Below are 13,811 nucleotides of genomic sequence, written 5' to 3'. Positions count from 1 at the left end.
TCGGTGTGGGAGGCGCTGGTCGAGCTGGACCGCACCCGCAACCGCGTCGGCGACCAGGTCGTCGGTGCGCTGCGGAAGGCGATCGGCCAGGGCCGCCTGGCGCCCGGCACCCGGCTGCCGTCCACTCGCGACCTCGCCGCCGACCTCGGCGTGTCGCGCGGGGTGGTGGTCGGCGCCTACGAGCAGCTGGTCGCCGAGGGCCGCCTGGTCACCCGGCGCGGTTCCGGAACGACCGTGGCAGGCCGGCCCGCGCCCGCACCCCCGGGCCCGCCGACCGCCACCGGGCGAGCCGCCACCGGGCGAGCCGCCACCGGGCGAGCCGCCACCGGGCGAGCCGCCACCGGGCGAGCCGCCACCGGGCGAGCCGCCACCGGGCGAGCCGCCACGGGGCCGGGCGCCACCGGGCCGGGCGCCACCGGGCCAGGCGCCGCCACGCCTGCCGGGTCCGTGGCGGCCGGGTCGGTGGCGCCGTTGCGGCCCGGCGTGCCGGACCTCGGCCTCTTCCCGCGCACCGCCTGGCGCCGCGCGTACGAGCGGGCCCTGGCCACCGCGCCCGACGCCGACCTCGACTACGGCGACCCGATCGGGTTGCCCCGGCTGCGCGCGGAACTCGCCGGATATCTCGGCCGGGTCCGCGCCGCGCTGGTGAGCGCCGACGGGCTGATCGTCACCGCCGGCGTCACCCAGGGCCTGGCGCTGCTGTCGAGGGTGCTGCTGGCCGAGGGCATCCGGCGGATCGCGTGCGAGGACCCCGGCCCGGCCGCGTTGCGCGAGCACCTGAGGCGGCTGGGCATGGAGCCGGTCGCGGTGGCGGTCGACGCCTCCGGGCTGGATGTGGCGGCGCTCGACCGTACCGGGGTACGCGCCGTGCTGCTGACCCCGGCGCACCAGTTCCCGACCGGCGTCGTACTCGCACCCCGGCGGCGCGCCGAGTTGCTCGCCTGGGCCGGACGCGCCGGCGCGCTGGTGGTCGAGGACGACTACGACGCCGAATACCGCTACGACCGCGATCCGGTCGGCTGCCTGCAGAGCCTCGCGCCGGAGCGGGTGGTGCTGGTCGGCTCGGTCAGCAAGGTGCTCGCACCGGGACTGCGCCTCGGCTGGCTGGTGGCGCCCCCGGCGTGGCGGGACCGGCTGCACGCGGTCAAGGCCGACGCCGACAACGGCGGGCCCGCCCTCCAGCAGCTCGCGTTCGCGGAGTTCCTCGCCGGCGGCGGATACGACCGGCACCTGCGGCGCGCCCGGCGCATCCACCGGCAGCGCCGCGACGCGCTGGTGGCCGCGGTGCGCCGCCACCTCCCGTACGCCCGGATCACCGGCATCGCGGCGGGCCTGCACCTGGTCGTGGAGCTGCCGGCGACGGTCGACGACCAGGCGCTCGCGGCGGCGGCACGCACGCTCGGGCTCGGCCCGGTCGCTCTGTCCACACTGCGCTCGCGGCCCGGTGGCCCGCCCGGCCTCGTGCTCGGCTATGCGCCGCACACCCCGGACGAGCTGACGGAGGCAGTCCGCCTCCTCGCCGCGAGCGAGACCCTGCGTCCTGCCACATGAAGTGCCGGGCGCCACCAAGCTCGCCGCGAGCGAGGCTCTACCTCCTGCCACATGAAGTGCCGGGCGCCACCAACGCTAGGCCATCCTAGGAGGATAGGTTGAATGGCTCGAGGGCCGGCGCGCGTCCGGGTCGCCGGGCTCAGTCCCGGCCGATGGTGACGCAGCAGCGGTCCGGGCCGGGGTCGAGGCGCGCGCGCAGGTCTTCGGCGTCCAGGGCGTCGAGGAGTCCGTCGATGAGGTGCAGGTTCATGCCGCAGACCAGGGCGGTGTAGCGCTGCGCGAGGTCGTGGAACGGGCAGTTGGCGAGGACCACCTCGCCGTCGGTGGTGCGGGGCTCGTAACCGGTCGCCCCGAGGATGCCGCAGATCGACTGCGGCGTGCCGGACGGGGACCCGGCCTCCTCGCCGAGGTGCCGCCCGGCCTCGCGGGCGGCCGTCTGCAGGGCTTCGCCCATGGGTACGCCGTCGCGCCCGGCGATGGTGACGGCCTCGGCGAGGATCCGGCCGGCGAGGTCGTAGTGGCGTTCGGGCAGGGTCACGGAGATGTCGCGGGCGGCGCGGCGGTAGAGCTTGGTGGGGCGGCCCGCGCCCGGGCCGCTGCGGCCGGGTGGGCGCCGGTACTCGACCTCGAGGAGCCCGTCGGTGACGAGCCGGTCGAGGTTGAACTTGGCGACGTGGTGCGCCACCCCGGTCGCCGCGGCGGCGCTCTCCCGGCTGACCGGCTCGTCCTGGGAGACGACGTACCGGTAGAGGCCGCGGCGCACCGGCTCGCTCAGCGCCGCGACGCTGGTGATGTCGGCCGCGAGATCGTCGCTCATCAGCGCTCCTCTTCAGGTTCCCTCCCCCACTCTAACGGACGACCCCGTTGACGAAAGACCGGCCGGCGTTCTAACGTCAAAATACGTTTCCTTTAGAGGAGGTTTCATCATGACCAGCATCGCCGCCCGCAGATCCCTGAGCGTCTCCACCGCCGCAGCGGTGCGCAGCGATCCGGTGGCCCAGGCCTTCTGGCTCCTGCGCGCCGGGTTCACCGCCGCGCCGATCCTCTTCGGCCTGGACAAGTTCGCCCAGGTCCTCACCGGCTGGGACGGCTACCTCGCGCCGGCGTTCGACCGGCTGATCCCGGGCACCGCGCACCAGGCCATGCTCGCCGTGGGCGTGATCGAGATCGTGGCCGGCCTGGTCGTCGCCGCGCTCCCCCGCTTCGGCGGCTACCTGGTCGCCGCGTGGCTCGGCGGCATCATCGTCAACCTGCTCGTCCTGGGCGATCACTACGACGTGGCCCTGCGCGACTTCGGCCTCCTGATCGGCGCGCTCGCCCTGGCCCGCCTGGCGGCGGCCACCCGCACGCACGAGCGCACCGACCGGTGACTGCCGGCCGGCGCCCCCGCCGCCGGCCGGCCCGCCCGCGGGCGTGCAGCTAATCAGCTGTCGAACAACTGCCCTGCGATGGTCAGCAGCTTGTCGAGCGACGCCCCCTGCGGCACGTTGCAGTCGTACCCCACCGCGGTCGAGGACGGGCTCGTGAACGCGTACTCGTAACCGTCGTTGCAGACCGGCGCGTTCGAGGGCGCCGCGCGCAGGTCCGGAGCCGTCAGGAGGCGGCGGAGCTCCGCCATGGTGCCGGCCGGCAACGAGGTCCGTACGGTTCCCTTCCCACGGCGGGTCACGACCACCGATCCGTCGGCCGCGACGGAGGCGCGGTCGTCCACGCCCGCGAAGCCACCCCGCCGGTGGATCGCGAGCGGGAAGAGCGCCTGCGCACCGGGCGCCGCCGGGCTCGCGGACGACGGCGTCGCTCCGGCGGAGGTGGATTCCGGCGCGGCGGAGGCGCTTGCCGGCACGGCGGACGCGGAGGCGGCGGGCGCCGACGCGGCGGAGGTCGAGGCCCCCGGAGCGGAAGCCGTGCCGTTCTGCGTGCACCCGGCGATGCCGACCAGGAGCAGGGCGGTCAGGACTACGGATGTTCGCGACTTGAGCACCATGGTTCCCATCATCGTCGTGGTCGGCCACCATCGACGGTGGCCGGGGCGCGGCCTGCACACCCCGGCCACCGTCGATGGTGGATCCGGGATCAGCCGCCGGCGGGAGCGTTCCAGCCGAGGACCGCGTCCCCCGAGCCGGCGTAGGACACGATCCGGTAGCGGTACGTACCCGTCGTGCCGGTGTAGGCGATGGTCTCGCGGGACGTCTCGCCGGTCGAGCGGGCCACCGTGGTCCACCGGCCGCCGACGCTCTTGTCCAGGTACAGGTCGAAGTCGGCCGTGGCGGGCCCGGACAGGCAGGCGCTGTGGCGTCCGGCGCCGGCGGTGAACGTGCCGGTGACGGCCGTCTCGCCGGTGTCGATGGCGCCGCTGTCGTGCGAGGAGTACCCGGCCTGGCAGGCACCCGCGGGCGACTGGGTCGGGGGCGTGCTCGGCGTGGCGGTGGGCGCCGGCCCGCCGCCTCCGGTGCAGGAGGGCTCGCCGGCGCCGGCCGGCACGCTGACGGCGTTCCACGCGGCCTTGACGGTGGCGCACTCGGTGCCGTCGCCGAAGAGCTGGGCGGCGGCGGCGACCGAGGCGGCGCGGGCCTTGGCGTGGGTCCAGCCGCTGGTCTTGCGCATCAGCGTGGCCATGTAGATCTTGCCGGCCTTCTCGATGCCGATGCCCGACACGGTGCTGTTGTCGCAGGTCGGGCTCAACGGCTGGCCGTTGGCCGGCCGGGAGCCCTCGGCGAGCAGGTAGAACCAGTGGTTCTGCGGGCCGGCGGCGGCGTGCACCTCCGTGCTGGGGATGCTGCTGGAGAAGCAGTTCGGGTCGCCGACCTTCGACGGGTCGGCCATGTTGCGGATCGGCCCGTCGCCGGCCAGGTTGGCCAGCTCACCGACGGTGTAGTCGGCCGCGTCGTTGGGGTTGCGGGCGTAGAACTCGGTCAGCGCGCCGAAGATGTCACCGGTGGACTCGTTCAGGCCGCCGGCCTCGTTGCCGCCGCTGGAGCCGCCGGGCGTGAACTGGTTGATCGCGTGGCCGAACTCGTGCGCCACCACATCGATGGTGTTGAGCAGCCGCCGGTTGTCGGAGGACCTGCCGATCTCGACGCGCGAGCCGTTCCAGAAGGCGTTGACGTCGTCGAGGCCCTGCCGGATCGGGAAGGCACGGCCGTTGCCGTCGATGCCGTCGCGGCCCAGCCAGTCGCGGAGCATGTCCCATTGCCTGGCGACCACGTACATCGCGTCCACGCAGCCGGTGACCAGGTCGGTGGCGTTGCCGTTGCCCCAGCTGTCGGTCGTACTGGTGAACGCGGCGCCGTTCTGCCCGCCGCACTGCAGGCCGGGGCGCTGGGGGTCGCTCATCGTGAAGCGGCCGCCCGAGCCCTGCGTGTCGAGGGTGACGTTGCCGTAGTAGGCGCCCCGGCCCGTGGCGTCGAGCACGTCGTCGCGGGTCAAATCCGTCAGCACCTTGCCGGTGCCGGCGTCCACGAACACGTGCAGGTTGCTGGGCGCCGTTCCCTGCTTGGTGCGCTTGGTGCCGGCGACCACCACCTCGTACGCGAGCACGCCCGAGCCCTGCGCCACCACGGTCAGCGTGGGCTTGCCCGTCGACGTGACGGTGGCCAGCTGCTTGCGGGCCACCTTCGCGGCGGTGCCCGCCGAGATCCTGGCCTTCGTGCCGGTCGACAGTGCCTGGTCCTGGGCCACGTAGTTGCCGAGCACCGCCCCGGAGGAGTCGGTGACCACGACCGCGTCGCCGCCCTGCACCGGAAGGCCCCGGTAGGTGCGCTCGTACGCCACGTACTGCAGGCCGTTCTGGCTCACGACCTGCCGCTTGACCAGCTTGTCGTGTTCGCTCTTGAAGAAGAGCTTGGGCTTGCCGGCCACCAGTGCCGACGCCGACGACGTCGCCCGGGAGGTGGCGACGGCGGTCGGAACCGGGTCGGCCGCGAGGGCCCCGGCCGGACGTGCCGAGGTGGTGGCCGCATTGCCCTGCGGCATGGTGAGGGCGATGGATCCCGCAACGGTGACGGCCGCTATGCCGGTCGCTACCGCGACTTTGTGCTTCAACGGTGCTCCTTGCGCGAATGCTCGCGGCGCCGATGGCCGGGCGTGCCCGTCCGTCCCGCCGTCGCGAAGTGAGAGGAATGCGCTCGTCTGCCGAGCGAGGGCAAGTCTTCGGGTCGTGAACGATCAGGGTCAATGCGCTTAAGCAATCTTTAACCATCGATGAGGCGGGGATTCCGATATTTACGCCGGGCTTTCGGCAAGCGTTATTCGACCGACGCCGTGCATCGACAATTAGTGCCACCGCCGTAACAGTGTTTCCGGCGCCCGCGCGGGTGGCGTCCACATCGAGGACCCACCGCCGGGTAGCGGAGCAGGCGATGGGTGTGCTTCCATCGTGGAGGGGCCGGGCATCTTCCCCCGTGGATGCCCGGCCCCTCTTCGCCACCCGGGATGCCGACGTCTCCCGGGTCCGCGACCGCACTGCCCCACCCGCGCTGCAGCCAAGCGCCGGGCGTCGCCCGTACCCTCAGGAAAGGTCGGTCGTGATGATCTTTTCGATGTTGCGCTCGGCGAGGGCGGTGATGGTGACGAACGGATTGACGCCGATGTTGCCCGGGATCAGCGAGCCGTCCATGACGTACAGACCGGGGAAGCCGGGCAGCCGGCCGTAGTTGTCGGTCGCCTGGTTGAGAATGCAGCCGCCGAGCGGGTGATAGGTGAAGTCGTCTCCCCAGATCTTCCCGGGGCCGAACAGATCGCGGCGGTAGACCGTGAACTGCTCCGCGTTGATGGCGTCGAAGACGCGTTTCGCCGCGTCGACGGCGGGCTGGTTCTGCGCCGTCCGCCAGGTCAGGCCGACCGTTCCGGTGCCGCTGTCGAAGACGAAGCGCGCGCGCTCGGGATTGCGGGTGATGGCCAGGTAGAGGCTGACCCACAACTCGACGCCGGTGGGGAACGGCGCGATCTCCGCGAAGACCGGGCCCCGGGCGTCGGACCAGTTGTCGATGCCCATGGCGGGCATGCCGGCCTGCAGCGCGCCGGTCGTGTCCCACACGTGGTTGGCCCGGGCGACCATGACGTTGCCGTTGTTGCCCCAGCCCTGCCCCACCGCGTCCGGCAGGCCGGACAGGGCGCCGGCCGCCTTCATCGCGACCAGGAGCTTGCTGGTGCCGATGCTTCCGGCGGCGAAGAAGACCCGGTCCGCGCGGACGGTCTTGCCGGCCACCGGCTCGCCGCCGGTGCCGATCTGGGTCATCGTGACGGCGTAGCCGCCGGCCGGGGCGGGCGTGACGGCCGTGACGACGTGCTGGGCGGTGACGGAGAGCCGGCCGGTCGCCGCCGCGGCCGCCAGGTAGGTCTTGTCCAGCGTACGTTTGCCGTAGTTGTTGCCGTAGATCACCTCGCTGGCCAGGGCCGAGCGCGGCACGGTGTTCGCCTGTTCCCGCGCCATGTACGTGAAGTCGTACACGTTGGGGACGAAGGTGGTGCGGTACCCGGACGCGTGGGCCTGGTTGCGGCTGAGCCGCGCGTACCGGTAGCACTCCGCCGCCTCGAACCAGGCCGGGTCGATGTGGTTGACGCCGAGCGCGGCGTTGGCCCGCGGGAAGTACGTGTCGTACATGGCCCTGGGGTCGACCGAGGGCAGCACTTCCTCGAAGTAGCTGCGCAGCGGCTGCACCGCCATGCCCCCGTTGACCAGCGAGCCGCCGCCGACACCGCGTCCCTGGTAGACGCGGATGCCCGAGAAGCGCTCGGAGTCCAGCACGCCGGTGTACCTGCCGATCGGCTTGTTGGCCGGGATGCCGAGGAAGTAGCCGAGGGGCTGGTCGGTCGAGGTCCGCAGCCAGTACGACCGCTGGTCCGGGCGGAGCATGTTGCAGAAGATCTTGCCGTCGGGGCCGGGGGTGTTCCAGGCCATCCCCATCTCGACGACGCTGGTGGCGATGCCGGCCTGGGTCAGGCGCAGCGCGGTGACCGCGCCGCCGTAGCCGCTGCCGATGACGAGGGCGCTGACGTGGTCGCCGTCGGCGAGCGTGGCGCCGGCCGCCGCGGCACGGGCGAGGGACCCTCCCCCGGCCGCGCCGAGTACGGCCGCCGCCACGCCGCCCTGGAGCAGGGCGCGACGGGAGATCACCCGGGACCGGGGCGCGGGATGGTGGTACATCGTGGTTCCTTCCCACGTCGCCGGCGGGCAGCCTCAGGTGCCGTCGGCGATGTCGTTGGCGGCGATGTAGCCGAAGGTCATCGCCGGGCCGATGGTGGAACCCGCACCGGCATAGCTGTGCCCCATGACCGCGGCGCTGGAGTTGCCGGCGGCGTACAGCCCGGGGATGACCGGCCCGCCGGCGTGCAGCACCCGGGCCCGGGCGTCGGTCCGCAGCCCGCCCTTGGTCCCGAGATCACCCGGGACGATCTTGCAGGCGTAGTACGGCGGCAGCCACAGCGGCGCCAGGCAGGAGTTCGGACGGACCGCGGGGTCCGTGTAGTAGTGGTCGTAGGCGCTGTCGCCGCGGTGGAAGTCGGCATCCCGTCCGCTGCGCGCGAACCCGTTGAACCGCGAGACGGTGGCGGACAGGGCACCTGCGGGGACGCCGATCTTCCCGGCCAGCCCGCCGAGCGTCGAGGAGCGGTGGACGGCGCCGGCCTCGTACCAGGAATCCGGGAACGGGAAAGCCGGCGGGATGTCGCTGAAGAGATAGCGGTTGCGGTAGTTCTGGTCGAAGATCAACCAGGCCGGGATGTCCGGCGTGATGCCGTTCTTGTCGTACATGACGTGCACGACGTCGCTGTAGGGCGCCGCCTCGTTGACGAACCGCACCCCCGCACTGTTGACCATGAGGCTGCCGGGCAGGGTCCGCTCGGCCAGGCAGAAGTACGGCTCCTCGGGCGTCGGGACGGCCGGCCCCCACCAGGAGTCGTCGAGGAAGTCGGTGGCGGCACCCGCGCGCAGGCCGGCCTGGATGCCGTCGCCGGTGTTCTCCTTCGCGCCGACGGTCCACTCGGTGCCGATCGGCTGCCGCTGGTACGCCAGCCGCATGGCGAGGTTGTGCTCGAACCCGCCGGCGGCCACGATCACGCCCCGGTTGGCGCCGATCACGGTCGACGACCCGTCACGCGTGACGACGACCCCGGTGACCCGGCCGCTCGCGTCGAACCGCAGGTCCTGGAAGGGGGTGTTCAGCCAGACCGGCACGCCCGCCCCCAGCAGCCCGGCCCGCAGCCCGGCCGCCAGCGCCTGTCCCATCGTGAGCGGAGTCTGCCCGTGCAGCACGGCCCCCGCATACCGCGCGGCACATTCGGCCGCGACGGCGAACCCCCGGGCATTGACCAGAGCGAGTACGAGCCATTTGTAGTCGGCGCTGAACACCGAGGCGCCGGGCGGCGTCGGCATGTAGGCCGGGTTGAGCCGGCTCAGCTCGGCGCCGAGCAGCTTGCCGTCGAACAGGTCCGGCTCGATCGAGCGGCCCTGCGGCATGCCGCCGGCGAGCTCGGGATAGTAGTCCGGATAGCCCTCCATGAACCGGAACCGCAGCGGGCTGTTCGCCATGACGAACGAGATCATGGCCGGCCCGTTGTCCAGGAACGCCTGCTGCTTGGCGGTCGGCACGTCCCCGTCGACCACCGCGGCGAGGTAGGTCGCGGCTTTCGCCGGCGTGTCCGGGACCCCGGCGGCGAGGATGACCTCGTTGTTCGGGATCCAGATGCCGGCACCCGACCGGGCCGCGGACCCGCCGAACGTCGGCGCCTTCTCCACCACGACGACGCTGAGACCGCGCCTGGCCAGCCGCAGCGCCGCGGTCATCCCGGCGGCACCGCACCCGACGACCACGGCGTCGAACTGCGCAGCGGCCTGCGCGGCACGCCCGAGCAGGGCCGGACCGGCGGCCAGACCGCTGCCGACGGCGGCGGCGCCCGCGAGAACCTGACGGCGGCTGAGAGATGGTGACATCGGAGCTCCTAGGAGAGCAGGGAGCAGAACGACGCGCGTGCCTCGATGCCTCAGACAGCTGTAACGCGTTCTACTATTGGCATCGAACATACTGTTGTCAATTGAAATCTCTAATAAGAACGTGATACACATCGGCGGACGGGGCCGCGCTACCCCGCGCCCGCCGCCGGGGTCAGTCGATCAATCCCTTGACCGTCGCGGCGAGGTCCGTGAGCCGTTCCTCGGTACGCGCACGCTGGTGCCTGGCCCACTCCTTGCCTTCCGCGGCGATCCCCTCCAGCACGTTGAGGGTGTGGGTCAGACCGGAGGCGTCCACGGCGACCCGGGACAGGGTCGTCACGTCCTCACCGGCCCGGATGTCGGTCGTCGGCGGCTCGGTGACCTCGACCTCGATGTGCTCGCCGCTGACCAGCGTCAGCTCGAACGTCTGCCGCTGCCGCGCGGCGAGCCCCTGCACGTGCGCGGCGGCGACGGCGTCGAAACGGAAACTCATCCGCGCCGTCGGACGCGACTGCGCCGCCCGGAAGTCGAGATCCACGCTGGCATGACGGACGCCGGAGTCGGTGAGCAGGAACAGCAGCAGCCGGTAGTTCGTGTAGCGCCACGGGCCACGGATCATGCGGGCCCGCTCACGCGGCCTGCCGGGCGCCTCGATGAAGGTGTGCGCGATGATCTGGCTCGGCCGGAGGCGGTACAGCGCGAGCATCCGGTCGACGAGAAGCTTGCGGTCGCACTCGAGCCAGGCGGCCATCTCCGCGTCGGTGGGCCGGCGGGACAGCTTCGCCTTCCATCTGCGGTGGGCTTCCTGCCGCGACCGGAGCTTCGCCGCCCGTTCCGCCTCGTCGGCCGCCACCCGCCGGCGCTCGGTGCCGATGCGCAGCCACGTCCGGACCGCGACGACCGCGGAGACGGCGGCGAGCAGGGCCGAGCCCGTTCCCGCCAGGGGCGCGGCCCCCGCGGCCGCGGGCACCACCCAGCCGATGACCGCGACCACGGCCACGGCGGTCCCGGCGAGACATGCCGCCCGGACCCGCAGAGGAGTGCGCAACTGCGCCCGGTATGCCGTCAGGGTGTCGTTCTCCCAGCGGCTGCGGACGTCGCCCACGAGATGGCGCACCAGCCAGGCGATCTGCCGGGCCGTGACGGACTGCTCGCGGTAGATCTCGACGAGTTCGTCGCGCAGGTGCCGCCTGATGCCGGCGGTCTGCTCCAGCCAGGTGTCCCGGTCGGTGCCGTACGGCACGTACCGCGCGAAGTAGTGGTCGAACAGCCGGTCGACCGCGCGGGCGAAGCCGCGCCCGGGTGCCTCGCGGCCGCGCGGCCGAGGCGGCGCGAACACCGCGTCCCCGGCCCGCAGCCGGGCCCGCGCGAAGTGCCAGGGCACGGCATTGGCCATGGCGACGGCGCCAGCGGCCACGGCGACCACGAAGGCGGCCCGCGCGGCGAGGTCGCCCTGCTGCAGGAGCAGGCGGCCGAGCACGCCCATCGCGTACAGAAGGACGGCGGTGCCGAGGACCGCGAGCACGCGATCCCGTACGCGGGTCGCATCCGGCGTCACCTCCCGGGCGCGCGCACCCGCCGGATCCGGCTCGAAGAACATCCAGATCCGGTCCATCCGGTCCCCGGCCAGCTGGTTCGCCCGGGCCTGGGCGATCGAGCGCTGCCACAGCTGGTCGACCAGGGGTCCCTCGATCAGCGAGCCCAGGTGGTCGAGAACCTTGCCGCGCGGCACCGGGTGAAGGTCGTCGAGCTGCTTGACCGCCAGTTCGGTGTCGGTCGTACCGATCGAGCCCATCAGGCGCAGCACCGCCTTGAGCCCCGCCGTCCACTCGTCGCCGCGGCCGAGCGGTGGCATGTCCCCGCAGATCGCCGTGAGCGCCGCGATGTCCTCCTCCGGGCTCAGCTCCCGCAGCGTGCGTCCGCTCAACCGGGCGAGCAGGCGATGGAAGCGCACCTCGTCGGTCTCGTAGCCGCGGGCGACGGCCAGCTCGATGAGCTCCCGGGCCTCGCCGGGCATCCGGGCGTCCAGATACCGTACGCCGACGGCGAACTGGGTCTCGGGCGACGCGTCCGCCGCCACCTGGTAGAAGTAGACGTCGCCGTGGACGTCGCCCTGCGCGCCGACGGTGGCGTGGTCCTGCGCGACGTTCGTCGTGGTCGTCACGACAAGCCCCGGGCGGCGGTGATCGTCCCGGTGGCTCGAGCGCCGAGATCGGCCACCTCGGACACCAGACCCCGCAGCCGCTTCAACGCCAGCACGAGTCCGGCTCCGCCCCGGGGGAGACAGCCGGCCTCGGCGGCCGTGCAGGTCTCCTTGCCGATGTGCCCGGCAGGATGCGCCCGCCCGAGCAGGCCGGGCAGGTCCGCAAGCCCGGCGGTCTCGCGCCCGAACGTGATGTCGCCGTGGTTGGTGCCCTGGTTCCCGACCCGCGCGTTGCCGGTGGCGATGTTCGTCATGGACGTGGTCGTCGCCGGGTCGTCCTTCCGGGAGGCGGCCGGCCGGTCCGGGCCGCTGTCCGTGACGAGCTCGGCCGCCAGCGCGGCGGCGAACGCCGCCGCGTGCGCGACGGCCCGCGGCTGCCAGTTCTCGCCGTCCCGTGCCGCCTTCTCACCGTCGGCGCGGTCGCTGATCCCCCGCACCACGACCACCGGCAGCGCGCCGTGGAGATGTCCGGCCTGCGCTACGCCCGCGGCCTCCATCTCGACCGCGAGCGCGTCGTTGTAATGCTGCCGGATCCACCGCGCCTGCTCGGAGACCGCGGAGTCCTGCACGATCTCCCCGGCCGCGATCGGCCCGAAATGCACCCGCGGACGCACCCCGCCCGGCAGACCGTCGGCCCAGCCACCCGCACGGATGACGCGCTGCGCGACCTGGGCGGCGGCATGCGACGTCTCCCACCCCCGAGGGCGCGACTTGAGGCCGTCGTCCTCGCTCGTACCGCCGTGGTAGGCGTAGACCTGCGAGGCCACCACCACGTCGCCCAGCTCGACACTGGGCCACAGCGCCCCCGCCACCCCGACGAAGAGGACGGCGGCGGGCGAGAACTCGGCCATGGCACGCTCGGCGAGCACCGCCGCCGGATGATTGCCCTTGCCGACCAGCCCCAGGGCAATCCGGCATCCGCCCGTACCGAGGCGGCCGACCTCGAAGAGGGTGCCCGCCGGATGCCGGTGGGTCCGCGGACTGGTCATCCGGTCCCGGACCGCCTCGTACTCCAGATTCATGGCCGTGAGAATGACGACGAGGTCGCTCATGCGTGTGCCTCCTGATCCGCGGGACCGGTCGGTCGCGTCAACGGGGGACGGATCGTCGCGCTCGGGCCGGCACGGAAGAGCCGGGCGGGACGTCCGTTGGTGGCCCGGCGCGCCGGGCCGGCGGGGACGATGAAACCGTCGGCACCCTGGACCTTGCGGTAGAAGTTCCGGGGATCGAGGCGGACGCCCCACACCGCCTCGTAGACGCTCTGCAACTCGGAGACCGTGAAGGTCGGCCCGACGAACGCGGTCGCCAGCGTGGAATGCTCGAGCTTGGAACGGACGCGCTCGACCCCGTCGGCGAGGATCTCCCGATGGTCGAAGGCGAGCCGCGCCGCAGGCGACAGCGCATACTCGGCGGGAACCCAGCCGGCCGCCGCCGCGTCGGTGTCCGCGACCGGCTCGGGCAGGCGGGGCGCGATCGCCAGGTACGCCACGGAGACGACCCGGCCGCGGGAGTCACGGCCCGGGGTTCCGTACACGCCCAGCTGCTCGAGGTGCACGTGCCGGGCCGTCAGGCCGGCCTCCTCGGCCAGCTCCCGGTAGGCGGCCGCCAGCAGATCCTCGGCGTCGTCCCGGAGGAAGCCACCGGGCAGCGCGAGGGCGCCACGGTGCGGTTCGATCCCCCGCTCGATCAGCACGACGTGGAGGTGGGACCCGCGGACGGTGAAGACCACGAGATCCACTGCTACGAGGACCTGGGGCGGCTCCCAGGGATCGGCGTACATGGATGCACCGTAGGCTTATTGTCACTCTCACAACAAGGCCTGGTAGCTGTCGGCTTCCATCAGCCGCCGGAGTCACGCCCGACGGCTTCCGAGGCTGCCCTCGTTCCCCGCGGTGCCCGCCGTCCGGGCAGCGCAGGCGACGAGTGCCCGTGCGGTGATGCATCCTGCACTCGAAGCCGGTGTGCGGCGGAACTACAGGTCAGGCTCGGATCACGGAGCGGCGGCGCGACACGGAGGGGCGGATGCACGGGGCTCGGAGGGGCGTGTAAAGTTCTCTCCTGTGCGGCCCACCGGGGCACACCGAATGCGGATGCCAACCGCAGATCGGCCCGGTTAGGCTGTGCGAG

General features: G+C 72.8%; 10 protein-coding genes. 2 read left to right on the top strand and 8 right to left on the bottom strand.

Annotated features, from left to right (window positions below):
- Positions 1 to 3 precede the first annotated feature (3 nt).
- A complete protein-coding gene (gene pdxR / locus IEY99_RS23785; RefSeq protein WP_229799225.1) occupies positions 4 to 1,551 on the top strand; it encodes a MocR-like pyridoxine biosynthesis transcription factor PdxR in 1,548 nt (515 codons plus the stop codon).
- 139 nt (positions 1,552 to 1,690) lie between these two features.
- Here the strand turns inward: pdxR and IEY99_RS23780 are convergent, their stop codons facing one another.
- Positions 1,691 to 2,368, bottom strand: a complete 678-nt coding sequence (locus tag IEY99_RS23780; RefSeq protein WP_189206278.1) for a helix-turn-helix transcriptional regulator — start codon at positions 2,366 to 2,368, stop codon at positions 1,691 to 1,693.
- A gap of 109 nt (positions 2,369 to 2,477) precedes the next feature.
- Between IEY99_RS23780 and IEY99_RS23775 the strand changes: the two genes are divergently transcribed.
- A complete protein-coding gene (locus IEY99_RS23775; RefSeq protein ID WP_189206277.1) occupies positions 2,478 to 2,921 on the top strand; it encodes a hypothetical protein in 444 nt (147 codons plus the stop codon).
- 53 nt (positions 2,922 to 2,974) lie between these two features.
- Here the strand turns inward: IEY99_RS23775 and IEY99_RS23770 are convergent, their stop codons facing one another.
- From IEY99_RS23770 to IEY99_RS23740, 7 genes are all read right to left on the bottom strand, one after another.
- Positions 2,975 to 3,535 (bottom strand): hypothetical protein, encoded by a 561-nt coding sequence (locus IEY99_RS23770; RefSeq protein ID WP_189206276.1) that lies wholly within the window; start codon positions 3,533 to 3,535, stop codon positions 2,975 to 2,977.
- Positions 3,536 to 3,624: 89 nt separating this feature from the next.
- A complete protein-coding gene (locus tag IEY99_RS23765) occupies positions 3,625 to 5,592 on the bottom strand; it encodes a M4 family metallopeptidase (RefSeq protein ID WP_189206275.1) in 1,968 nt (655 codons plus the stop codon).
- Between the two features lie 466 nt (positions 5,593 to 6,058).
- Entirely contained in the window at positions 6,059 to 7,696 is a 1,638-nt protein-coding gene (locus IEY99_RS23760; RefSeq protein WP_189206274.1) for a GMC oxidoreductase, read from the bottom strand.
- Between the two features lie 33 nt (positions 7,697 to 7,729).
- On the bottom strand, positions 7,730 to 9,481 hold the full coding sequence (gene kstD, locus IEY99_RS23755) for a 3-oxosteroid 1-dehydrogenase (RefSeq protein ID WP_189206273.1): 1,752 nt from the start codon (positions 9,479 to 9,481) through the stop codon (positions 7,730 to 7,732).
- A 172-nt stretch (positions 9,482 to 9,653) separates the two neighbouring features.
- Complete coding sequence (locus tag IEY99_RS23750; protein WP_189206272.1) at positions 9,654 to 11,645, bottom strand: hypothetical protein; 1,992 nt, start codon at positions 11,643 to 11,645, stop codon at positions 9,654 to 9,656.
- The gene (locus IEY99_RS23745; RefSeq protein ID WP_189206271.1) at positions 11,642 to 12,736 is read right to left on the bottom strand and encodes a 5'-methylthioadenosine/S-adenosylhomocysteine nucleosidase family protein; all 1,095 of its coding nucleotides are present in this window, start codon (positions 12,734 to 12,736) and stop codon (positions 11,642 to 11,644) included. The genes IEY99_RS23750 and IEY99_RS23745 overlap by 4 nt, the downstream gene beginning before the upstream one ends.
- Positions 12,733 to 13,464, bottom strand: coding sequence for an NUDIX hydrolase (locus IEY99_RS23740; RefSeq protein ID WP_189206270.1), 732 nt, complete (start codon positions 13,462 to 13,464; stop codon positions 12,733 to 12,735). Before IEY99_RS23740 ends, IEY99_RS23745 begins: the two co-directional genes overlap by 4 nt.
- Positions 13,465 to 13,811 lie beyond the last annotated feature (347 nt).

The organism is Couchioplanes azureus (assembly GCF_014648355.1).
GTDB classification, from domain to species: Bacteria; Actinomycetota; Actinomycetes; order Mycobacteriales; family Micromonosporaceae; genus Actinoplanes; species Actinoplanes azureus.
This window is presented reverse-complemented; position numbering and strand designations above follow the sequence as displayed.

Excerpts from the sequence above, each read along its gene's own strand:
- kstD (WP_189206273.1), bottom strand. The coding sequence starts at position 9,481 with ATGTCACCATCTCTCAGCCGCCGTCAGGTTCTCGCGGGCGCCGCCGCC.
- IEY99_RS23745 (WP_189206271.1), bottom strand. The coding sequence starts at position 12,736 with ATGAGCGACCTCGTCGTCATTCTCACGGCCATGAATCTGGAGTACGAG.
- IEY99_RS23740 (WP_189206270.1), bottom strand. The coding sequence starts at position 13,464 with ATGTACGCCGATCCCTGGGAGCCGCCCCAGGTCCTCGTAGCAGTGGAT.
- IEY99_RS23780 (WP_189206278.1), bottom strand. The coding sequence starts at position 2,368 with ATGAGCGACGATCTCGCGGCCGACATCACCAGCGTCGCGGCGCTGAGC.
- IEY99_RS23760 (WP_189206274.1), bottom strand. The coding sequence starts at position 7,696 with ATGTACCACCATCCCGCGCCCCGGTCCCGGGTGATCTCCCGTCGCGCC.
- IEY99_RS23775 (WP_189206277.1), top strand. The coding sequence starts at position 2,478 with ATGACCAGCATCGCCGCCCGCAGATCCCTGAGCGTCTCCACCGCCGCA.
- IEY99_RS23770 (WP_189206276.1), bottom strand. The coding sequence starts at position 3,535 with ATGGTGCTCAAGTCGCGAACATCCGTAGTCCTGACCGCCCTGCTCCTG.